This is a genomic window from Hyphomicrobium zavarzinii ATCC 27496 (assembly GCF_000383415.1).
GTDB classification, from domain to species: domain Bacteria; phylum Pseudomonadota; class Alphaproteobacteria; order Rhizobiales; family Hyphomicrobiaceae; genus Hyphomicrobium_C; species Hyphomicrobium_C zavarzinii.
This window is the reverse complement of sequence record NZ_KB911259.1, coordinates 316913-338444: the sequence shown is the minus strand read 5'-3', so window position 1 is coordinate 338444 and position 21532 is coordinate 316913. Positions and strand designations below refer to the sequence as shown.

Genomic DNA, 21532 nt, shown 5'->3' with positions numbered 1-21532 from the left:
GGAAACATCTTTCTCCGCGTCTTCCCCGTTTGTCACCTCGCGAAGAATGATGCATCTTCGGAGCGGGGATGTTTGGAGAAGTCGGTGTTTGCGCTGGAATACCGAGCTTTTCAGGTCAGCGCAGAGCACAGAGGCGGGTCTCGCCGTCTCTCAATGTGAAACAAAAACGATAGCGATGATGGCCAAGCGTAAAGTGACGAAGAAGCCAGGCACGAAAGCCAAGGCTGCGCATCTGACGACGGGATCCGGCGCGCCGGACATCGTCATTCGTACCCTCGAAAACGCGATCGGCGCGCAGGTGCGCGACTATCGCAAGCACGCGGGGCTCACAGTTTCGGAGCTCGCATCCGTTGCGGATATTTCGTCCGGCATGCTTTCTAAAATCGAGAACGGCCAGATTTCGCCTTCTCTTTCCACGCTGCAGCTCTTGGCGTCGGCGCTCAATCTGCCGCTTACGATGCTGCTTGCGACTTACGACAGCGGGCGGGGCTGCTCGTATGTGAAGAAGGGTGAAGGCGTCGCCATTCGCCGCCGCGGCACGAAGGTCGGCCACAACTATCAGCTTCTCGGTCAATCGCTGGGAGGCGACATCGCCGTCGAGCCGTACATCATCACGCTCAACAAGGACGCGGACACCTACACGGAATTCCGCCACGAGGGCATCGAGTTCCTCTACATGCTGAGCGGTAAGGTGTCGTACGCGCACGGCGACCGCTCGTATGTTCTCGAGCCTGGCGACTCGATCATGTTCGATTCCGCCGAGCTGCACGGCCCCGACAAGCTGATCGAGCTGCCGGCGATCTATCTTTCGATCATCATTTACGAGCGCCGGAAGGCGTAACGGAGAGCTCTCCGCTTCCCTTCAGCCGTGTATTGCACCGCACAGCGGACGTGTGCACAGGCGCGTTCGGTTACGCAGCGAGGGCGGAGCCGCGCTTCCCCGGCATCGCTCAAGTTGCGGGCCGATGCGGAGAATCCGGCTGCTGCGCGAGGCGTGTCGCGCGGCCGGATGCTTGAGTTGGATGAGACGGGGAGTTTCTTTAGAAGAAAATTTGTTTCTCGAACATTGACGCGGCCATTTGTCTCTTGTAGTGTTTCCTCATAATCAACAACCCGAGGGCACGCGTCAGATGTGTGGAATTGTCGGATTATTTCTGAAGGACAAGGCGCTCGAGCCGCAGCTCGGCGCGCTTACGGCCGAGATGCTCGCCACCATGTGCGACCGCGGCCCGGACTCAGCAGGCTTTGCGATCTACGGCACCCCGGAGAAGGGGAAGGTCAAGATCACGATTTCGTCTCCCAACCCGGACGCCGACTTCAAGGGCCTCGATGCCGCCGTCAGCAAGGCAATCGGCAGCAATGTCGATTTCTCGCTGAAGTCCACCCATGCGGTGTTGACTGTTCCCGAGGACAAGGCTGACGCAGCGAAGGCTACGATCCGCGCGGAGTTCCCCTCGGTTCGCATCATGGCGACTGGCGCCTCTATCGAGATCTACAAGGAGGTCGGCTATCCGACCGAAGTCGCCAAGCGCTTCGATCTCGCGAAGATGACCGGCACGCACGCCATCGGTCATACGCGCATGGCCACCGAGAGCGCCGTCACTACGATGGGCTCGCATCCGTTCTCGACGGGCGCTGATCAGTGCCTCGTTCACAACGGCTCGCTGTCGAACCACAACAATCTGCGGCGCGATCTCAAGCACGACGGCATGACTTTCGAGACGCAGAACGACAGCGAAGTCGCTGCCGCTTATCTCACGTGGCGCATGAACCAGGGCAAGAACCTTGGCGAAGCGCTGACCAACAGCCTCGATGACCTCGACGGCTTCTTCACCTTCGTCGTCGGTACCAAGGACGGCTTCGGTGTCATCCGCGATCCGATCGCATGCAAGCCTGCAGTCATGGCTGAGACTGATCAGTATGTTGCGTTCGGCTCCGAATATCGCGCGCTTGCCAACCTGCCCGGCATCGAAAAGGCCCGGGTCTGGGAGCCTGAGCCTGCGACCGTGTACTTCTGGGAAAGATAAGAAAAGACGGGAGCATTCATCATCATGCAAACAGTAGATTTGGCGAAGACCCCACTTCGCGACCTCAACCAGGATCTTCATCGGCAGTCGGAAGGCTCGAACGAGAAGGCGTGGGAAGTTCTCAACCCGATGGGCTTTCATGCCGTCGCCGTCGGCATCGATGCACCCATCGATGTCAACATCCGCGGCAACGTCGGCTATTACTGCGCCGGCATGAACAAGCAGGCGACCGTTACGGTGCACGGCTCGGCCGGGCCCGGCGTCGCCGAGAACATGATGTCGGGCAAGGTTCGCATCACTGGCGATGCGAGCCAGTATGCAGGCGCTACGGGCCGCGGCGGCCTGCTCGTGATCGAGGGTAATGCCTCGTCGCGTTGCGGCGTCTCGATGAAGGGCATCGATATCGTCGTCAAGGGCAACATCGGCCACATGTCGGCGTTCATGGCGCAGAGCGGCCACCTCGTCGTTCTGGGCGATGCGGGCGACGCGCTCGGAGATTCCATCTACGAGGCGAAGCTGTTCGTGCGCGGCAAGGTGAAGAGCCTGGGTGCCGACTGCATCGAGAAGGAGATGCGTCCGGAGCATCACGAGGCGCTCGCGAAGCTTCTGGAAAACGCCGGGGTCAAGGGTGTGAAGACGAGCGAGTTCAAGCGCTACGGCTCAGCCCGCAAGCTCTACAACTTCAACATCGATAACGCGGACGCATACTGATGTCATACCATAACCCTCCGACAACGCCGCGCAAATCCTCGACCTTCGACGATTACACGCTGTCCGAAATCCGTCGTGCCGCGCAAACCGGCATCTACGACATTCGTGGCGGCGGCGCGAAGCGCAAGGTCCCGCATTTCGACGACCTGCTGTTCCTCGGTGCCTCGATCTCGCGCTATCCGCTCGAAGGTTATCGCGAGCGCTGCTCGACGGGCGTGACGCTCGGAACGCGTTTTGCCAAGAAGCCGATCGAGCTCAAGATTCCGATCACCATCGCAGGCATGAGCTTCGGCGCGCTTTCGGCGCACGCAAAGGAAGCGCTCGGCCGTGGCGCCTCGATCGCCGGTACGTCGACGACGACCGGTGACGGCGGCATGACGCCCGAGGAGCGTGGTCAGTCGAAGACGCTCATCTATCAGTACCTGCCGTCGCGTTACGGCATGAACCCGGACGATCTTCGCCGCGCTGACGCGATCGAGGTCGTGGTCGGTCAGGGCGCCAAGCCCGGCGGCGGCGGCATGCTGCTGGGTCAGAAGATCTCCGACCGCGTCGCCGAGATGCGCAACCTGCCGAAGGGCATCGACCAGCGCTCGGCCTGCCGTCACCCCGACTGGACCGGTCCGGACGATCTCGAGATCAAGATCCAGGAGATCCGCGAGATCACCGACTGGCAGAAGCCTATCTACGTGAAGATCGGCGGCACCCGTCCTTACTACGACGTTGCTCTGGCAGTTAAGGCCGGCGCCGACGTGGTCGTTCTCGACGGCATGCAGGGCGGCACGGCTGCCACGCAGGAAGTGTTCATCGAGCACGTCGGTCTGCCCACGATGGCTTGCATCCGTCCTGCCGTTCAGGCGCTGCAGGATCTCGGTATGCACCGCAAGGTGCAGCTCATCGTGTCGGGCGGCATTCGCAACGGCGCGGATGTGGCGAAGGCACTCGCGCTCGGCGCGGACGCCGTGGCCATCGGTATCGCAGCTCTGGTCGCGCTCGGCGACAACGATCCGTCGCACGAGAAGGAATACCGGCAGCTCGGCACCACGGCCGGCTCCTACGACGACTGGCACGAGGGCAAGGATCCTGCTGGCATCACGACGCAGGACCCCGAGCTCATGTCGCGGTTCGATCCGGTGAAGGGTGGCCGCCGTCTGGCGAACTACCTCAAGGTGATGACGCTCGAGGTGCAGACGATCGCACGTGCTTGCGGCCATAATCACATTCACAACCTCGAGCCGGAGGATCTTTGCGCGCTGACTGTCGAGGCCGCGGCGATGGCCCGCGTTCCGTTGGCAGGCACAACCTGGATTCCGGGTGTTGGAGGGGGCGGGCTTTAGCCGCCCCTTTTCCTTTCTGACGCAAACGAAGAAGCAAGATTAATAGGAAACGTTCATGGTTCAGGATCTCGCGGCGCTCGCGAAAGAACGCGGCGTCAAGTACTTCCTCATCTCTTTTACCGATCTGTTCGGCAGCCAGCGCGCAAAGCTGGTGCCGGCTGTCGCCATCGCGGACATGCAGAAGGACGGCGCTGGTTTTGCCGGCTTCGCAACCTGGTTCGATATGACGCCGGCGCACCCGGACATGTTCGGCCTGCCGGATCCGTCTTCTTTCATCCAGCTTCCCTGGCGCAAGGACGTTGCCTGGGTTGCGGCCGACTGCATGATGGAGGACCGGCCCGTCTCGCAGGCTCCGCGCGTCGTTCTCAAGAACGTGATGGCGGAAGCTGCGAAAGAGGGTCTCTACGTCAAGACCGGCGTCGAGTGCGAGTTCTTCCTGACCAAGCCGTGCGGGACGCAGATCTCCGATGACGCCGACCGCGCAACGAAGTCCTGCTACGACCAGCAGGCGCTGATGCGCCGTTACGACGTGATCTCCGAGATCTGCGACTACATGCTGGAGCTCGGCTGGGGTCCGTACCAGAACGACCACGAGGACGCCAACGGCCAGTGGGAGATGAACTGGAACTTCGACGACAGCCTGCTCACGGCGGATCGTCATGCGTTCTTCAAGTTCATGACCAAGGCCATTGCCGAGAAGCACGGCCTGCGCGCGACGTTCATGCCGAAGCCCTTCATGGGTCTCACGGGCTCGGGCTGCCACGCGCACATCTCGGTCTGGGACAAGGCCGGCAAGACCAACATGTTCTACGACAATACGGACGAGATGGGCCTGTCCCAGCAGGGCTATCACTTCCTCGGCGGCATCATGCGCCACGCGGAGTCGCTGTCGGCGATCACCAATCCGACGGTGAACTCCTACAAGCGCATCAACGCGCCGCGTACGGTGTCGGGTGCGACGTGGGCGCCGAACACGGTTACCTGGACTGGCAACAACCGCACGCACATGGTTCGCGTTCCGGGCAAGGGCCGCTTCGAGCTGCGTCTGCCGGACGGTGCGGCGAACCCGTATCTCCTGCAGGCCGTCATCATCGCGGCCGGTCTCTCGGGCATCCACCGTAAGGCTCACCCGGGCAAGCGCTACGACATCGACATGTACCAGCTTGGCCATACCGTGACGGATGCGCCGAAGCTGCCGCTCAACCTGCTCGATGCGCTGCGCAACTTCGACAAGGACACCGAGCTGAAGCAGATGCTCGGCGAGGATTTCGCAAACTCGTACATCAAGCTCAAGATGACCGAGTGGAACTCCTACACGTCGCATCTCACCGAGTGGGAACGCGCGAACACGCTCGACGTCTAATCGCGAGGGCGAAGGGCTCGCATGGCGCAGCGGGGTGCCATGCGAGCCCAAACTTTGTGAATTCACTTGATGGTGCGCAAGTCGCGACTGACGAACAGCAGTATAATTCAAGAAAAATGGAGATTATGGAGGAAAACTAATGGGTAGCGCTGCCTCTAGCGACTCATCTTTCGCGGTTCAATCCGAACACGCGGACTCCTCCTCCGGCACTCGCTTTCATGCTCGCCGCTCCGCTTCCGCAGAGCCCGTTCTCTACGACCTCGTTGGTGGCGAGGAGGGGCTGCGCAATCTCATCGAGACCTTCTACGACATCATCGAATTCGAGCCGGAAGGGCGCGTGCTCCTCGTGCTGCATCTGCGCGGGCATGGCGTAGCGCACTCCCGCATCGAGCAGTTCAACTTTCTTTCGGGCTTCTTCGGCGGTCCCAGCCTTTACGTCCAGAAGTACGGACATTCGGACGTGCGCCAGATGCACGAGCATGTCGAGATCAACGCCGAGGCTAAGGATGCCTGGCTCAACTGCATGTCGATCGCCATCGATCGCGTCGGCCTTTCCGCCGATGTGAAGGCGCGCCTGATGGCGCCGTTCACGCGCGTCGCAACGATGCTGGTCAATCGGGACTAGTGTCTTTCGAGAGGGCGAGGGCTCTGCTCTTTCTCGCCCTTGCTTTCCGCAAAACTCAGGCAAGAAAAAGCCGCCGAACCCAAGGGCCGGCGGCGAATTAGTTACTGGGCTTGGGAACGCAATCTCAGATCTCGCCTTTGAGACCCTTCTCGAAGTACTTGTGAATGATCTTGTCCTGGTTCTCGAGGAGCCAGTCGATGGACGGCTCGTTCGACATGGCCTTCTGAATGGCGCGGGCGGTCGCCTCGCGATGGATGTTGAACAGGATCTTGTGATCCAGATTGTCGATTGTGGCGACGGAGGGGTTCAGCCACACCGAGATGATGATGCCGATGTCGTTGACGATGGCCTTCGGAAGGTCGCCGCTGCGCACCGCGTCGAGCACGCCCATGGCGGTCGCGTACTGCACCGTACCCATCAGGATATTGGTGTAGCGCTCGTTGGTGACGGTGACCTTGCTTACGCAGAGCGTGGCAGGGCGCACCATCACGTCGGTGTTGAGGAGGGCGAGCACACGGCTGTGGCCCACCACCTGGTTGCCGAGCAGGTTCGCGAAGGCCGTCCCGAACGGGCCGTCGAGATCGCCGATGGCCACCTCGGGCTCGGCCGCGGTGCCCGGAGGGCCGCCGGCTACGAGCGCTTCTCCAACGCGGATTCCAATTCGTCCACTCATCGAGATCTCCCGTGATGCGCGCCGGTGCGGGTGCGCCGGGCGTCCTTCGTTGCTTATGCGGGGCGCGCCTAGGCGTGCGCCACACCGTATTCGGCGGCCGAGTCGAGCAGCCAGTGGGCGAAGCTGTCGACGTAGCTCCGGAACAGCGCCACCTCGTAGGTGGGCTTGTCATCGATCTGCCAGAGGATCACGCCGATGTGGCTCGCGTGCGTGATGGCCGCGCTGCCGGGCCGGAATGCGGTTTCGTGGAGATCGAGCGGGATGCCCTTGGCGAGCACCTCACGGGCGCGGGGTCCGGAGATGCGCACCACGACGCGGCCATCGGACTGGTCCACGACGGAGGCGAGCGGGCCAAAGGTCTTCTTGAACTCGGTCTCGAGATCGCGACCGTCCTTTCGCTCCGCTACGGCGAGCCACTGCTCCGGGCCGGCCCACACGAAGGCGACGCCCTGCTGGCCTTCGACACGCGACGGCGTCTTGGGCAGATCCACGCCGTAGGCGGCGCGAACTGCGGCGTTGAGCTCGTCCTTCTTGCCCTTGGCGGCCGCGAAGCTCGCCATGGTCAGGGTCTCGCGCGCATCGACGGTGAGGTTCGAATTTGCGACGGGCTTCCAGTGGAGGAAGGCCGAGGTTGCTGTCAGTCCCTGCTTAGCCACGGACTCTCACTCCTTCTGGATCGACGAATACGGGGGATACGACTTCGACCAACGTGTCGCCGCCGCGGACCGGATCGTAGGCACGCACGATCTCACCGATGCGGTCTGGGCCGCGCTTCAGGAAGCCGAGGCCGACCCAGTGGCCGTTCGAGGGCGAGAAGGCGACGGAGGTCATGTAACCTTCGTCGGTGCTGGCGCTCGGGACGGCGTCGCGGGCGATGAAGTGCGCGCCAGAGCGAAGCCGTGCCTGCCGGTCCACCGGACGGAAGCCGACAAGCGTCGGCCGGTCGGGATCGGTGAGACCCGGACGCTTGCCGAGCACGTGGCCGATGAAGTCCTTCTTGGACGACACCATCCCGCCGAGGCCCACGTCGCGCGGCGTCGTCGTACCGTTGAGCTCGGGGCCGCTGATGTGGCCCTTCTCAATACGCATGACGCCGAGGGCTTCCGTGCCGTAAGCGCAGGCGCCGAACTCCTGCCCCGCCTCCATGAGGCGGCGGATCAGGGCATCGCCGTAGCGGGCCGGAACGCCGATCTCGTAGGCGCGCTCACCGGAGAACGACAGGCGGTAGAGACGCGCCTTGATGCCACCGCAGACGGTGATCTCGCCCACCTGCAGGTAGTTGAAGCCCGCGTCCGTGATGTCGAACTCGGGGTCGACGACCTTCTGCAGCAGCTCGCGCGATTTGGGGCCAGCGACGGCATACTGCGCCCATTGCTCCGTGGCCGAGACGATCTGCACGTCCATCTCGGGGAAGAGCCACTGGTGGCAATACTCCATGTGCTGCACAGCCTTCACGGCGTTGGCCGTGGTCGTGGTGATGAAGTAGTGGTTCTCACCGAAGCGCGCGACGGTGCCGTCGTCCAGGAAGATGCCGTCCTCGCGCAACATGCCGCCGTAGCGAGCCTTGCCGATGCCGAGCGTCTTGAGGCCGTTCATGTAGATCTTGTCGAGGAATGCGGCTGCGTCCGCGCCCTGGAGATCGACCTTGCCGAGGGTGGACACGTCGCAGATGCCTACGGCGCTGCGGACGGTGGTCACCTCGCGCTTGACGGTCTCGAGCCAGTCCTTCTCGCCGGGACGCGGGAAGTAGGCCGGGCGCAGCCACAGGCCGGTTTCCACGAACACGGCGCCCTGCTCCTTCGCCCAGCGATAGGAGGGCGGAAGGCGCGTGGGCTTGAAGTTCTTCTCGCGGTGATGGCCAGCGAGGGCTCCGAGCGCGACAGGCGTGTAGGGCGGACGTGCCACGGTGATACCGGTCTCCGGGATCGACCTGCCCGTGATCTCGGCCATGATGGCGAGCGCGTTGACGTTGGCGGTGCGGCCCTGGTCGGTCGCCATGCCGAGCGTGGTGTAGCGCTTCAGATGCTCGACCGCGCGGAAGCCTTCGCGCTCGGCAAGCTCGACGTCGGAAGCGGTGACGTCGTTCTGCTGATCGACGAACGCCTTGCCGTTCGGGTTCTTGACGCGCCAGAGCGGGGTGATGGCCTCGCTCTCCTCGGCGGCCTTCGGCACGGCCGTGGGCGTGGCCTGGCGTCCGGTGGAGGTGGCTGCGCTGGCGCCCGCGGTTGCGCCGCCGGCGAGTGCTTTGTGTAAAGCGAGGTCGCCCGCCACGGCGCCGGCCAGCGACATGCCGTGGGGCAGGACGCCCGGCAGGAAGCAATGGAGCGTATCGTTCCAGACCGGCCTGCTGCCCTGATGCGTTGTGAGCTGGATGTTGGGATTCCAGCCGCCCGAGACGGCTACCAGATCGCACTCGAGCTTGATCTCGTCGTCGGTGCGCGTCTGGATGGTCACGCCGGTCACGCGCTTCTTGCCGACGGCGCCGGTCACGACGCCCCCCGAGATCAGCTTGGTCCCGGCTTCTCCCGCGATGCGCTTCACCTGTTCGGAGAGTTCGGGGCGGCTGTCGACGAGGGCTACGACATCCACGCCTGCCCGTTTGAGGGCGGTTACCGTGGTTGCGCCGTAGTCGTTGTTCGTGAACACCACGGCGCGCTGGCCGGGGGCGACGCCGAAGCGGTTGAGATACGTGCGGACGGCACCTGCCAGCATGACGCCGGGGCGATCGTTGCCGCCGAACACGATCGGCCGCTCGGTTGCGCCGGAGGCGAGTACGGTCTGCTTGGCGACGAGGCGCCACAAGCGCTGGCGGGGCGCGCCTTCGGCCGCTTTGGGAAGGTGATCGCTGACGCGCTCGACGGCACCGTATGTGCCGCCGTCATAGGCGCCGAACGCCGTCGTGCGGCGCAGGATGCGCACGTTCTTGGCCTGCGAAAGCTCGGTCTCTACCGATCGGACCCAGTCGGCGGCGGGCTTGCCGTCGATCTCTGCCGCGTCGTCAATGGCGCGTCCGCCGAGCGCGGCGTTCTCATCCACCAGGATGACGCGGGCGCCGGTGCGCGCGGCCGAGAGGGCGGCCATCAGGCCAGCCGATCCCGCACCTATGACGAGCACGTCTGCGAAAGCGGTCGCTTTGTCGTATGTGTCGGGGTCGGCATCGTCGCTCGCCCGGCCGAGACCGGCGGCGCGGCGGATCATGGGTTCGTACAACTTCTCCCAGAGCGCCGAGGGCCACATGAACGTCTTGTAGTAGAAGCCTGCGACGAAGACCGGAGACAGCAGCGAGTTGATCGACATGACGTCGAACTCGAGCGAAGGCCAGCGGTTCTGGCTGGTCGCGCTCAGCCCGTCGAACAGCTCGGCCATGGTGGCCTTGGTGTTGGGCTCACGGCGCGCGCCGTCACGCAGCTCGACGAGGGCGTTCGGTTCCTCGGAGCCTGCGCTCAGGATGCCGCGCGGACGGTGATACTTGAACGAGCGGCCGGTCAGAACCACGCCATTGGCGAGAAGCGCGGAGGCAAGCGTGTCTCCGGGGTGGCCGGTGTAGGTCTTGCCGTCGAAGGTGAAGCGAATGGTGCGGCTACGGTCGATCAGGCCGCCTCTGTCGAGGCGGTTCGGCTGCGAACCCGTGCCCGAGCGGTGTCCAGGCGTGGCCATTACTTAGTGTCCTTCGTTGCAGACTTTTCCTTGAGGGCGACTTCACGCGCGGCCTCGACCGACGTGATCTGGTGGGTGGCCACGCCGCGCGTGACGACCAGCCAGGCGTGGCAGCCCGCCGCGTGGTACCAGAGCTCGCGGTGCATGCCCGGCGGGTTGGTGCGCTCATACACGTAGCTGACAAATTCTTCGGTCGCGGTGGGGCTCGCGAAGTCGGGCCGTTTCACCGTGGCGTCTCCCGAGTACAGGAACTCGTCGAGACTCCGTTCGCCGCAGTAGGGACATGCGATTCGCATCGCCGGGACTTTCCTATCAGGGTTGATGTCAGTGCAGGTTCGGGTGCGGGCCCATGCCCTTTTCGTCGATCGCGTGGCCCGTGGCGAAGCGATCCAGACGGTAGGCCTTGGCGACCGGATGAGGCGCGTCGCGGGCGATCAGGTGGGCGAAGCAGAGGCCCGAAGCCGGGGTCGCCTTGAAGCCGCCGTAGCACCAGCCGGCGTTGATGTAGAGGCCCTGGACCGGCGTGTGGTCGATGATCGGGCTGCCGTCCATCGACATGTCCATGATGCCGCCCCAGTGGCGCAGCAAACGCACGCGGCCGATGCGCGGCATCAGCGCCATACCGCCTTCGCAGACATCCTCCACGACGGGAAGGTTGCCGCGCTGGGCGTAGCTGTTATAGCCGTCGAGATCGCCGCCGAACACGAGGCCGCCCTTGTCGGACTGGCTGATGTAGAAGTGGCCGGCGCCGAAGGTCACGACGCCGTCGATGAACGGCTTGATGGCTTCGGAGACGAAGGCTTGCAGCACGTGGCTCTCGATGGGAAGGCGCAGGCCCGCCATGGCGGCAACGCGCGAGGAGCTGCCGGCGACGGCCATGCCGATCTTGCGCGCGCCGATATAGCCGCGCGTGGTCTCAACGCCGACGATGCGATCGCCTTCGCGCTTGAAGCCTTTGACCTCGCAGTTCTGGATGATGTCGACGCCGAGCTTGTCGGCGGCGCGGGCGTAGCCCCAGGCGACGGCGTCATGGCGTACGGTGCCGCCGCGGCGCTGGAGGAGACCGCCGTGAATGGGGAAGCGGCCGTTCTCGAAGTTGAGGAACGGAACCATCTTACGGACCGCGTCCTGGTCGAGCAGCTCGGCGTCCACGCCGTGGAGGCGCATGGCGTTGCCGCGGCGGGCGAAGGCGTCGCGCTGGGCGTCCGAATGGTAAAGGTTCAGCACGCCGCGCTGGCTCACCATCGCGTTATAGTTGAGCTCGTGCTCGAGCTGCTCCCAGAGCTGCATAGAGAGCTCGTAGAAGGGGATGTTGCCGGGCAGCAGGTAGTTCGAGCGGACGATGGTGGTGTTACGGCCGACGTTACCGCCGCCGATCCAGCCCTTCTCGACGACTGCGATGCGCAGCGGGCCGTAGTGCTTGGCGAGGTAGAAGGCGGTCGCGAGGCCATGGCCGCCGCCGCCCACGATCACCACGTCGTAATCGGATTTCGGGGCCGCATCGCGCCAGGCCGGGCCCCAGCCCGTATGCCCGCGGAGGGATTCGCGTAGGACGGAAAAGATGGAGTAGTGGGACCAAGACATCGTCTGCTCGCTCCTCGAGACTGAGGCTTCTACCCTTAACGGCGAATGCGGTTGTGGGGGATATAAGTGTTATTTATACTGTCGTCATGAGAGACGCTTCTGCCTCACTTCCTTTCGACCTCAGGTCGCTCGAAATTTTCCTGTCCGTCTGCGAGACGGGGGCCATGTCTTCGGCCGCGCGGGCGCTTGGATTGACCCAGCCGGCTGTGTCTCTTGCCATCTCCGATCTCGAGCGGAAGCTCGGGCACGAGCTGTTCGATCGCACCGTGCGGCCGCTGGCCGTTACGCTCGCGGGTGGGCTCTTGCGGCAGCGTGCGAGCGCCCTTCTGGCGGAAGCGCGTCAGATCGGTCCGCTGCTGCGCGAAACGGAGCACGGCAAGCTGCCTCTCATTCGCGTCGGGCTCGTCGATTCGCTCGCGCGCGCACTCACGGCGCCGCTCGCCTCCTATCTCGCATCGAAGGCAGACGAAGTGTGGATCCTCTCGGGGCTCACAGCGTCGCACGCGAGCGATCTGCTGACGCGGCGGCTCGACCTGTTCCTCGGTGTGGACGACCTCGAGGACTGGGCGGGGCTCGAGCGCTGGCAGCTCGCCAAGGAGCCTTATGTTCTGCTTCTTCCGGCGGGCACGGAAGCGCCTCGCACGGTCGGGGCGCTCAGGAAGCTCGCGCAATCCCAGCCGCTGATCCGTTTCAGCAGCCGTTCCCAGACCGGGCTCGATATCGAGTCGCATATTCGCAGGCTCGGCCTCGATGTGCCGCGGTCCTTCGAGTTCGACACGCCCTACGGTGTGGCCTCGATGGTGGCGAACGGATTGGGGTTTGCGATCACCACGCCGCTCTGCATCCGGGAGGCGGCGTTGCCCGAGGCAGGCCTCATTACGGCGCAGCTTCCCGGGCCACAGATCACCCGCAAACTGACTTTGGTCGCGCGTCATCGTGAGCTGGGGCGTATTCCCCGTGACCTCGGCGAGATGGCGCGGCGGGTGCTTCTCGATGCCGGGGCGCTGCAGTAGCAACCTGGGTGCGTCCAGAGGCTCCGCGCAGCTCGCATTTGCCCCCGCCGTTGCGCGCTTTTTTCACTGTGAAATTGCCACGCGGCTCATGTATTCATAGGTGCCAGGCGGGCCCCGTAGCTCAGTGGATAGAGCATCAGATTCCTAATCTGAGGGTCGCAGGTTCAAATCCTGCCGGGGTCGCCATTTTTCTGAATTTTCATTGAAAACGCTTGGATTTTCGTTGCGGCTTTCCACGTGGAGGGCGCGCATCACGCTGCGATCCACCCGCGTGAATTTTGCTCTCAGGATTTCACGATCTCCGCGACCGCGATCTCGCCGTCGCAGATGTAGTGACTGGCGGCGCGTTCCAGGCGGTCTCCGGGCTTCACCAGCATCGCATGCCGGATTGTGCCCGATCGCGTGAGCTCGCCGATGATGAAATCGCGCTCGGCATTGGTGTCGGCATCCGTTGCATGCGTAATCTGGAATGTGAGGCGCGTCAGCGAGAAGCCCGTATCGCGCGTGCCGGCGCCCACCCAAAGCGCCAGCTCCGAATCTTCTGGCCGGTCGGTGTTGAGCCAGAAGTCGAGTGTGTTTGCGTTGGCCTCGGCATTGGTGACGTCCTGCGCCCAGAAGCGGACATGGTGGCGCTTGCGCGGGCTATCGCCGATGGCCTTCTGAAAGCCGATGTCCTGTCCGCGTCCAAACAGGTAGAGCGTGCTGAACGGCGCCGTCGGGTAGGGTCTGTTCAGGACAAAGGCCTGAGCCATACGCCACGAGGTGTTGATATTGAGCGGATCCGCTTCGACCCAGCCGGTCGCGGAGAAGGCGGCGCGGAGCTGGTCTAACGTGCCCACGAGGGCGAGATTGACGGGATCGCCGAGAAGCCCGTCGCCCGTGACCGTGAAGTGCGGCACATGCTTGCGCTGGAGAATTTTGAGCCCCATGCGAACCACGCGGGGCAGGATGACGTAGGCTGCGATGCCATAGGTGATGCCGAGTGCCAGAAGAGTGGGCACCCTCTTGTCCGTGAGCTCGAAGACATAGACGATCAGCCAGATGCCGAGTACGCCGACGCCTAGCACGGCCAGTCGCTGAAGAAGCCTTGCGACGGCTTTCATGGGGTGCTCTCAAGCATTCGGCCGGGTGTTCTTGCTGGCGGCATGACCATAAAGGGCTCTGTGATAGCTGACGGCAAATGCGTCACCCTGCCAAGTTGATTGCGTGGGGGCCCCGAGCCTAAGTCTTGGCCAGCAAGCCGCTTTTCAGCACAGTTTCCGGCTCTTTCGAGCCATGTACCCCTATGATCACAGGTGTTTTTACGGGGTTGCTTCACGAGAACAATTTATCGCATGGCATAGGTAGCCCACGTGGGATGTTGCCATGAACTTCCAACAACTCAAGTACGTCAAGGCCCTCGTCGACGAGGGAAGCTTTGGAGGGGCAGCGGCGCGCTGCAACGTCACCCAACCCACATTGTCGAATGGAATCGCCCAACTCGAGGCCGAGTTCGGACAGCGGCTTTTTCAGCGGACGACGAGAAGCGTTCGCCTGACTGCCTACGGTGAGCACCTGCTGCCGTTCGTTGTCGAGGTGCTGCAGTCGATCGAAGCCTTGAAGGCGCGATCCAAAGCTGCCGTCGAAAAGAGCGTCGTCAACAGCATCCAGGTCGGACTGTCGCCACTCGTCGGCATCCGGCGTGCCGAAGCCATGCTGGCGGGCTTCAGGTCGAAGCATCCAGATATCCACATCGCCTACAGGGAGTACAATTTCCGCGAGCTCTATGAGCTTCTGCGGGGTGGCCAGGTCGATATCATCATATCGCCCTACGACAAAGGATTGCGGCTCGACACCGAGCACATGGAAATCCTGATGGAGCGTGATCCGTTGGTGTTCGTTCCGAAGTCGTCGGACCGTCAACGGTGGCTCGATGCCGGCAGCGTGACGCTCCACGACATTGTGAACGAGACCTTCGTGCTGGTTCCCGACACGTGTGGGCTGACCAGCTTCACGAAGGCCATCTTCGAATCGAACGATATGATGCTGCGCCGGCACATCGGAGATGTCGGAAGCTATGAATCTATCATCGAATGGGCCGAGACGGGGATCGGCTCCGGCATTCTTCCCAAGTCCCGTATGCCGGAAAAAGCTCCGCTGGCACTTCCCATCGTGCACGATGGATGCGAGGTCTCGATCGACTATTTCACGATGGGCAAACCGTCCACTATTACGCGCGCGCCCTTCTCCGAATTGTGGGAGGCCCTGCGGGAAGCCAGAACAGTTTCCACACGCCAGGCCCCTGGCCCTCTTGCTCGCAAGCGGGAGCTCCGATTGATCAAGACGGCGCCTTAGATCGTCTCCAAATCGAATGAGTGAACGGCGCTGGTGCGTCCAGCGCGGCGGTGGGCCGGCGTGCGCTGCGGATCTCGCGGACTTATAGCGTCGTCTTCAGCAGGCGCAGCAGCCGCGGTAATGACCCCGTAAGCTGAGGAAGCACGATCTTCGTCTCGAGCAGAGAATCCCAAAGCTGGGAAAAAAGACGCGGCGAGATTGTCGATGGCCTTCCGAGCGCGAAATATTCGATCGTGACGGGATGTCCGTTCTGAACGATTGGTATTCCGGGGAACTCCTTATCGGCGATGCAGGACCGGGGAAGAATGCCGGAGCCAATGCCGGCTTGTGTCCACTCGTATAGTGCGCCATAGCCGCTCGCCTCGCCTGAGTGCTGACGCAGCACGATGTTGTGGGACTTGAAGATCTGTTTTGTGAAGCTCGCGAGCCCGCAACCGTCGGAGAGCATTACGAACGTTTCGTTGGCGATATCGGCCAGTGTTACGCTGTCGAACAGCTCCCACTTAGGTTTGCTCGACGGCGTCGGCAGAAAGATCAGAGGATCGCATTCCAAAGAGACGCAGAAGAGCTCCAAGTTGAGCGACGTGTCCAGATCGTAGGGCGCTAGAATAATATCAAGCTGACGCTGTTGGAGCAGAAGGCACAGCTCGTTGAAGTTCCGCTCGTGATAGATGACGTCCGTTTCGGGGTGTTTGGCGCGAAACCTCGAGAGGATCGCCTCGGCGCGGCGGATGCCAATGATCGGTGACAACCCGACATGCACGCTGGTGTGGGATTTGGTGGGTGGCGTTTGGGAGTGGTGAGTGAGAGAATCCAGGACCTGGATCGCAACCAGTATGTGCGGGAGCAGGTGTTCGCCGTACGGGGTCAATCGGACGCTTGTCGCCGTGCGCCGGAAAAGACGTTTTCCAAACTCGGCCTCGAGTTGAGTGATGGCGGTCAAAATGGCCGGGAGAGCGACTGCGCACCGGGCCGCAGCCGCTTCAAAGCTGCCCTCGTCTGCGAGCGCCTTTACGAATTTTAGCTGTTCTAGGTCCATGGCGCCCTCCCTGCCGGGCTTCCAATGCCATGAGCTATGCGCTGCTTTCGTGCAACCCCGTGAAAACACGTTCCGCAACGCGTATTGGATGCGCAAATGCAAGTGTTTTGGGCATCTTGGTGTTGCGATGAAAACAGTCGATAAACTGTCTGAGGCCGGTGGCGAAGATGAAACTAGCCGACACGGCCGACTGTCTCTTTTGCGAGTTCCGATATTTCGCTTCGTTCGATTATTGAGGTTGCCAACGCGACGCTCCCCGTCGCCAGCTGGTCGGCTACGTTCTGTCGTTGCTGTATTCGAAACGGTCTCCCCGGGTAGGACAGTAGGCTGGACGTAGCCACCAGCGCCCCTAATCTTGAAGCGGTAAGCTGAAATGGCTCGTTCGTTCCGAGCCCGCATGACGCGGGTTGCTGTCCGCACGCCTTGAGACTGTCTGCATCGGGCTAGCTTTGCGCGTGCAGCATTTCGATCAGCGCTCCCAGCGATTTTGCGCCGGTCTTGGCCATTATGGTGGCGCGATGGCCTTCCACCGTTCGCACGGAGATGTTGAGGGCGGTCGCGATAAGCTTGTTGGGCTTGCCCGTCCTCAACAGGTTCAACACCTCCATCTCGCGCTTGGTGAGGGAGGAAAGGTTCTTGTTGCACTCCTGCCGGCGTGCCTCCTGATCCCAGATTTCCGCGTAGGTGGACAAGGCCGATTGCACGGTGTCGAGAAGGAGCTGATCGTTGAACGGCTTCTGCAGAAATTCGATCGCGCCGCCTTTCATGGCGCGAACAGCGATCGGCACATCGCCATGGCCGGTTATGATGATGATGGGGATGAGCGCCTTTGAGGCCTTCAGGCGCTCCTGCAGCTCGAGCCCGCTCATTCCAGGCATCCGGATATCGAGAATGATGCATCCCCGCGTGCCTGGAACATAGTTGGCGAGGAACTCATCGGCAGATGCGAAGACCTGAACCTTGAGTTTGACCTGCTCCATCAACCAGCGGATTGCATCCCGCACGGCCAAATCGTCGTCGACGATGAAGACGGTAGGTGTTGCTTTCTTGCTAGCTGCTGAGGACATATCAGGCTCGTTTCCAATTGGGTACGGTCACACAGAACGTCGATCCCTTTGGCGAGGTCTGGTGAAGCCATAGCTTCCCGCCGTGGGCCTCGACGATTCCCTGGCTTATGCTGAGACCGACACCGAGGCCGGCTTCCTTTGTCGTAAAAAACGGCTCGAAGAGACGGTCCATGTGTGCCTCCTGACATCCGCACCCATTGTCGGACACGGAAATCTTGGTCAGGCTGTCGCCGTCCGCCGTCACGTTTATTTTTAAAGTGCGCTTTGCCTCGTCGACACCGCTCAGCGCGTCGATGCTGTTGCGGATGAGGTTGATCAGCACCTGTTGAATCTGAACCGCGTCTACGAAGACCAATCGTGCTTTCTTGGGCGCGCGGATCTGAAGCTTGATGTTGTTGTGGTGGATTTCCGTCTCCACGAAGGCGAGCGAGTTGTTGAGTATTTCCCGCACGTCGGTTCGTTGCCGCTTGATTTCCCGCTTGCGCGAGAAATTCCTGATGCGGACGAATATCTCGTCTGCCCGCTCGGCTTGCCGGACGATCTGGTTCAGTCCGTGTTTCAGATCGTCGAGATCCGGATTCTCTCCGCCAATCTTGCGAAGGCAGGTTTGCGCGTAGGTCATGATCGCGCAAAGTGGCTGGTTCAACTCGTGCGCAAGGCCGGAGACCATGCCGCCGAGGGTGCTGAGACGCGCCACGTGCGTGAGCTCGGCCTGGCGCTTGCGATCGGTCGCTTTCGCCTCGATGAGGCCTGTCACATCCCGGCCCGTCGCGATGAAGTGCGTGATGTGGCCGTCCGTGTCCCGAAGCGGGCTGATCGTCATTTGTTCATGAAACGTCGTGCCGGACTTCGTCCGGTCCGTTCGGAGGAACTGGAAGTTTCTGCGTTTGCCGATAGCCTCCCAAAGATCGGTGCGCAGCTTGCCATTGGTGCTGAGGAAGTTCGCGGCCTGTCCAACGATTTCTGCGCGCTCATAGCCGGTGAGGAACTCGAAGGATGAATTCACGTACTCCACGCAGCCCAGAAAATCCGTGATGACGACGCTGTCGGCGGTCTGCTCGATGGCGCTCGACAGCTTTCTCATGTGGGCTTCGGCAAGCTCACGCTGAAGCTCGTTCGCAATCCACTGCGACATGAGTTTGAGCGTTTCGCGCTCGGCGGATGTGAACGGGCGTTTTCGTCTTGTCCGGCCGATGAAGCAGAGCGTTCCGAAGGGCTTGCCGTCGATGACGATGCGGGCACCGAAGTATGCTTCAAAGCCGGTTTCGCGATAAGTCGAATGGGTGCACCATTCCGAGTTTCCGGCATCTTCGAGTGCGATCGGCTCGACTGAGTCGATCGTCGTGGAACAGTAAGTCCGGTCGAGGCCGAGCCTCCGCCCTACCGAGAACCGGGGAAGATCGGATATGGATTCGAGAATGGTGAGGGTATTTCCCTCCACCCGGGAGATGATGCCGATCGGCAAGCCGAACTGCTCGCAGCCGAGGTGGAGCACCTGGCGTATCTTCCGCGGAAAGGTGAGCGTGGTGTCGGTGTTGATGGCGTGGAAGGCCCGCAGCGTGTTCGCTATCAGGCGAAGCTCGACGACGGCCTCCGTGCGCTTCTGCTCCGCTTGCACGCGGAGCGTCACCTCCTGGATGACGACCATCGCTCCGCCGCGCTTGCCATTCCTCGCGGAAAATGCGGCGAACGTCACTTCGATGTAGACGCTCTTGCCGCCGTCCATCGGAAGCTCGAAAATTTCGGGGGGAAGCGGATCTTCCGATCCCAGGGCGAGCTTGAGGAGTGCGGACAGCCGCCGATGCTCTTTGCGGGGAAATAGCTCTCGCAGCGGCCGCCCGAGGCCGTGCTGTTCCTTGATTCCCAGAATCTGCATGGATTGGCGATTGAGCCGCCGGACAATCCCATGTTGATCCGTGACGAGAACGGCTATCGGCTCGTTGTCGAAGAGCCCCTCGATGAACTCCGCGTTGGCCGACTGGAGAAGGGGCAGCACCTCGAGCTGGACATGCGCATTCGCGAGCGTCGCCTTCTGGTAGCGCAGGCGCTGCTGGCGTCGTTCGGCTGCGTCTGCGAGCACGGCGGCGAGACCATCGATGTCGCTGGTTGGCCAGACGAGAACCTCATGGCCCAGAAAAGGGCTGAACATCAGGTTCTGCCGCAGCCTGGCGCAGTTCACATCGGTGCTGAGGATGACGATGGGGATCCGCTTGTCGAGCATATTGATGCTCTGGGCGGTGCCGACCTTGTCCTCGATGTCCGGGCCGAGCAAAACGGCATCTACGAACTCGACGCCTGCCTTCAGCTCGCTCAGGCATTGTTCGCTGCCCGGGATGAACTCGATGTGGTGGAGGCGGGTGAGATTGTTCGCGAGATGGAAGCCGAGCTGCTGGTCGACGTCGACAAAAAGGAGCCGACACGAGTCGCTTCCAGTCGAGGCCAGGCGGGTCGCTCTGGCCTGCATTTGGATGGCTTTCGTCGTGTGTGGCATCGCGTTTTGCACTCTCCGCCGCTGAAGACAGGACTATCGCGTCCGTTGAGGCAATCAGTCGGCGAGAAACGGTACGCCGAGAACCCATCTGCCGATCCAGGTTCTCAATAGATCCGTTGATGGAGACATGAGATGGACCGCGCGCACATCTCTCAAATGGCGTGACAGCCTGGAGCCCTCGGCATAGCCGCGTCCGCCTGTCAACGTCATGGCTTCGTTCACGATCGTGACGACTGCGTCTGCAAGCTCGGCTTTGCTGGCCATGACCGGAATCAGCGCGTCGGGCTCGCCCGCGTCGAAACTTGCGGCCGCGCTGTAGATGAGGCGCCGCGTCCGCTCCAGCATCCCCCACAGCACGCCAATGCGATGTTGCACGATGGGTGCTTGCGACAGAGATCCGGTGTGCACGTGGCGGCGCTGTGTGATGTGGGTGCGGGCCTCCTCGAGGGCGCTCGCGGCAATACCCAGGTAAGTCGCGGAAATGGCGATCAGGAAGAAGGGTGTGATGACGTTGAAAATGTACCAGATCTGGTCGCCCTCGCGCCCGAGCAGGCAGTAGCGGGGTACTTTCACGCTACGCAGCGTCATGGAGCGCGAAGAATTTCCCCGCATGCCGACGCCGTTCCAGGGCTGGCCCCAGCTCAGTCCCATCGTGCTGCCCGGCACTACGACGCATGAAAACCGTCCTGCCGGCGCCTCTGGCGAGCCGGCCACGGCCGACACGACATAGGAATCAGCGTGCCCTCCATTCGTGACGAAGACCTTTTCGCCGTTGAGCAGGTAGTGCTCCGGGGGAACCGAGTCCAGTCGCGTCTGCGGTAGGTAGAAGTGTACGCCGGTTCCCGTTTCGCTCAGTGAGAGCGTGGTGATGTGCTTGCCCTGGCAAATCGGGGTGAGGAAGTTCTCCTGTTGCGCATCCGTCGCGTTCACCGAGATCACGGACGTTCCGACGCAGTGCATGCCGTAGCAAATTCCAGTAGATGCACATCCCCTGCTCAGCGCCTCGCAAACGCGCGCCAGCGTTTGCATACCCTGGCCCTTGCCGCCGTACTGGCGCGGGACGAGCAGCCCCCCGAAGCCTTCCGCGAGCAACGTCCGGAGGCTCTTCTCCGGCCATACTGCGTCTGTATCGATACGCTCCGCCTGTGGTGCGAGAACGTCTCGCGCGATCTCCTCGGTCTTTCGCAGAATGGCAGCGCTGCCGGCCTCCCAAAACGACATTCTCGGTTCTCTCTATCAACTAGGGGAGGGCCTAGGCCCTCCCCGGTTCATTCGTGGGCAGCTCCAGTCTAGGGCCTTGGCTAGTGGTGCTCAACGAGGGAAAACGACAAGACCTTCTCCACGGGCTCGATGCGGTTCGCGCCCGCGCCCACAACACACTGACCGTTCTTGTCGCATCCCCACAGGGGATAGGCGTTGAAGCTCTTCAGATCAGCCGGAAGCTGGTCCCTGTGAGGCATGTCCCTGGGCTGTAATTTCTCGCCGTTGCCCGCAGCGGCGAGCGCTTTTCGCACGCGCCCGATTTCCGCCATGAATTCCTTGGCGCACACGCCGTCCCAGCTGCCGACCACGCGCCCTTCAGTGGTTTTGATGTCGTTGCTCATCTTTGCGTTT

19 protein-coding genes and 1 tRNA gene are annotated in these 21532 nt (G+C 62.3%); 9 read left to right on the top strand and 11 right to left on the bottom strand.

The genetic code is table 11. The features are described from left to right. Window positions 1-175 precede the first annotated feature (175 nt). From F812_RS0115975 to F812_RS0115950, 6 genes are all read left to right on the top strand, one after another. Window positions 176-841: a helix-turn-helix domain-containing protein gene (locus tag F812_RS0115975; protein ID WP_020086991.1), complete on the top strand. Its 666-nt coding sequence runs from the start codon at window positions 176-178 to the stop codon at window positions 839-841. A 289-nt stretch (window positions 842-1130) separates the two neighbouring features. Then, entirely contained in the window at window positions 1131-2027 is an 897-nt protein-coding gene (locus tag F812_RS0115970) for a class II glutamine amidotransferase (RefSeq protein ID WP_020086990.1), read from the top strand. Between the two features lie 24 nt (window positions 2028-2051). After that, window positions 2052-2738 (top strand): GltB/FmdC/FwdC-like GXGXG domain-containing protein, encoded by a 687-nt coding sequence (locus tag F812_RS0115965; protein ID WP_026868188.1) that lies wholly within the window; start codon window positions 2052-2054, stop codon window positions 2736-2738. Beyond that, window positions 2738-4072 (top strand): FMN-binding glutamate synthase family protein, encoded by a 1335-nt coding sequence (locus tag F812_RS0115960; protein ID WP_020086988.1) that lies wholly within the window; start codon window positions 2738-2740, stop codon window positions 4070-4072. Before F812_RS0115965 ends, F812_RS0115960 begins: the two co-directional genes overlap by 1 nt. A gap of 55 nt (window positions 4073-4127) precedes the next feature. Continuing rightward, complete coding sequence (gene glnT / locus F812_RS0115955; RefSeq protein WP_020086987.1) at window positions 4128-5435, top strand: type III glutamate--ammonia ligase; 1308 nt, start codon at window positions 4128-4130, stop codon at window positions 5433-5435. A 139-nt stretch (window positions 5436-5574) separates the two neighbouring features. Next, window positions 5575-6060, top strand: a complete 486-nt coding sequence (locus F812_RS0115950) for a group II truncated hemoglobin (RefSeq protein ID WP_020086986.1) — start codon at window positions 5575-5577, stop codon at window positions 6058-6060. 124 nt (window positions 6061-6184) lie between these two features. Here F812_RS0115950 and fae read toward each other — a convergent pair whose 3' ends face one another. The 5 genes from fae to F812_RS0115925 all read right to left on the bottom strand — a co-directional run bounded on the left by fae (window position 6185) and on the right by F812_RS0115925 (window position 11974). Continuing rightward, the gene (fae, locus tag F812_RS0115945) at window positions 6185-6733 is read right to left on the bottom strand and encodes a formaldehyde-activating enzyme (protein WP_020086985.1); all 549 of its coding nucleotides are present in this window, start codon (window positions 6731-6733) and stop codon (window positions 6185-6187) included. A gap of 68 nt (window positions 6734-6801) precedes the next feature. Continuing rightward, window positions 6802-7389 (bottom strand): sarcosine oxidase subunit gamma, encoded by a 588-nt coding sequence (locus tag F812_RS0115940; RefSeq protein ID WP_020086984.1) that lies wholly within the window; start codon window positions 7387-7389, stop codon window positions 6802-6804. Beyond that, the gene (locus F812_RS0115935; RefSeq protein WP_020086983.1) at window positions 7382-10390 is read right to left on the bottom strand and encodes a sarcosine oxidase subunit alpha family protein; all 3009 of its coding nucleotides are present in this window, start codon (window positions 10388-10390) and stop codon (window positions 7382-7384) included. Before F812_RS0115935 ends, F812_RS0115940 begins: the two co-directional genes overlap by 8 nt. Beyond that, on the bottom strand, window positions 10390-10686 hold the full coding sequence (locus F812_RS0115930) for a sarcosine oxidase subunit delta (RefSeq protein ID WP_020086982.1): 297 nt from the start codon (window positions 10684-10686) through the stop codon (window positions 10390-10392). Before F812_RS0115930 ends, F812_RS0115935 begins: the two co-directional genes overlap by 1 nt. Before the next feature lie 28 nt (window positions 10687-10714). Further along, window positions 10715-11974 carry a sarcosine oxidase subunit beta family protein gene (locus tag F812_RS0115925; RefSeq protein ID WP_020086981.1) on the bottom strand — a complete coding sequence of 420 codons (1260 nt, stop codon included), beginning with the start codon at window positions 11972-11974 and terminating at the stop codon, window positions 10715-10717. 86 nt (window positions 11975-12060) lie between these two features. Between F812_RS0115925 and F812_RS0115920 the strand changes: the two genes are divergently transcribed. Together F812_RS0115920 and F812_RS0115915 are read left to right on the top strand one after the other, a co-directional pair. Further along, complete coding sequence (locus F812_RS0115920) at window positions 12061-12987, top strand: LysR family transcriptional regulator (protein WP_040498533.1); 927 nt, start codon at window positions 12061-12063, stop codon at window positions 12985-12987. 110 nt (window positions 12988-13097) lie between these two features. After that, a tRNA-Arg gene (locus tag F812_RS0115915) sits at window positions 13098-13173 on the top strand. A 98-nt stretch (window positions 13174-13271) separates the two neighbouring features. Here the strand turns inward: F812_RS0115915 and F812_RS0115910 are convergent. Then, entirely contained in the window at window positions 13272-14090 is an 819-nt protein-coding gene (locus F812_RS0115910) for an LssY C-terminal domain-containing protein (RefSeq protein ID WP_020086979.1), read from the bottom strand. A 262-nt stretch (window positions 14091-14352) separates the two neighbouring features. On the opposite strand from F812_RS0115910, the gene F812_RS24245 reads away from it, so the two are divergent. After that, entirely contained in the window at window positions 14353-15321 is a 969-nt protein-coding gene (locus tag F812_RS24245; protein WP_020086978.1) for a LysR family transcriptional regulator, read from the top strand. 82 nt (window positions 15322-15403) lie between these two features. On the opposite strand, the gene F812_RS0115900 is transcribed toward F812_RS24245, so the two are convergent. The 5 genes from F812_RS0115900 to F812_RS0115880 all read right to left on the bottom strand — a co-directional run bounded on the left by F812_RS0115900 (window position 15404) and on the right by F812_RS0115880 (window position 21522). Continuing rightward, the gene (locus F812_RS0115900) at window positions 15404-16360 is read right to left on the bottom strand and encodes a LysR family transcriptional regulator (RefSeq protein WP_020086977.1); all 957 of its coding nucleotides are present in this window, start codon (window positions 16358-16360) and stop codon (window positions 15404-15406) included. Between the two features lie 443 nt (window positions 16361-16803). Continuing rightward, complete coding sequence (locus F812_RS0115895; protein ID WP_020086976.1) at window positions 16804-17427, bottom strand: response regulator transcription factor; 624 nt, start codon at window positions 17425-17427, stop codon at window positions 16804-16806. A gap of 1 nt (window position 17428) precedes the next feature. After that, window positions 17429-19891, bottom strand: a complete 2463-nt coding sequence (locus tag F812_RS0115890) for a PAS domain S-box protein (protein WP_020086975.1) — start codon at window positions 19889-19891, stop codon at window positions 17429-17431. Window positions 19892-19972: 81 nt separating this feature from the next. Continuing rightward, window positions 19973-21139: an acyl-CoA dehydrogenase family protein gene (locus tag F812_RS0115885; protein WP_020086974.1), complete on the bottom strand. Its 1167-nt coding sequence runs from the start codon at window positions 21137-21139 to the stop codon at window positions 19973-19975. Window positions 21140-21219: 80 nt separating this feature from the next. After that, a complete protein-coding gene (locus F812_RS0115880; RefSeq protein WP_020086973.1) occupies window positions 21220-21522 on the bottom strand; it encodes a hypothetical protein in 303 nt (100 codons plus the stop codon). Between the last annotated feature and the right edge of the window lie 10 nt (window positions 21523-21532).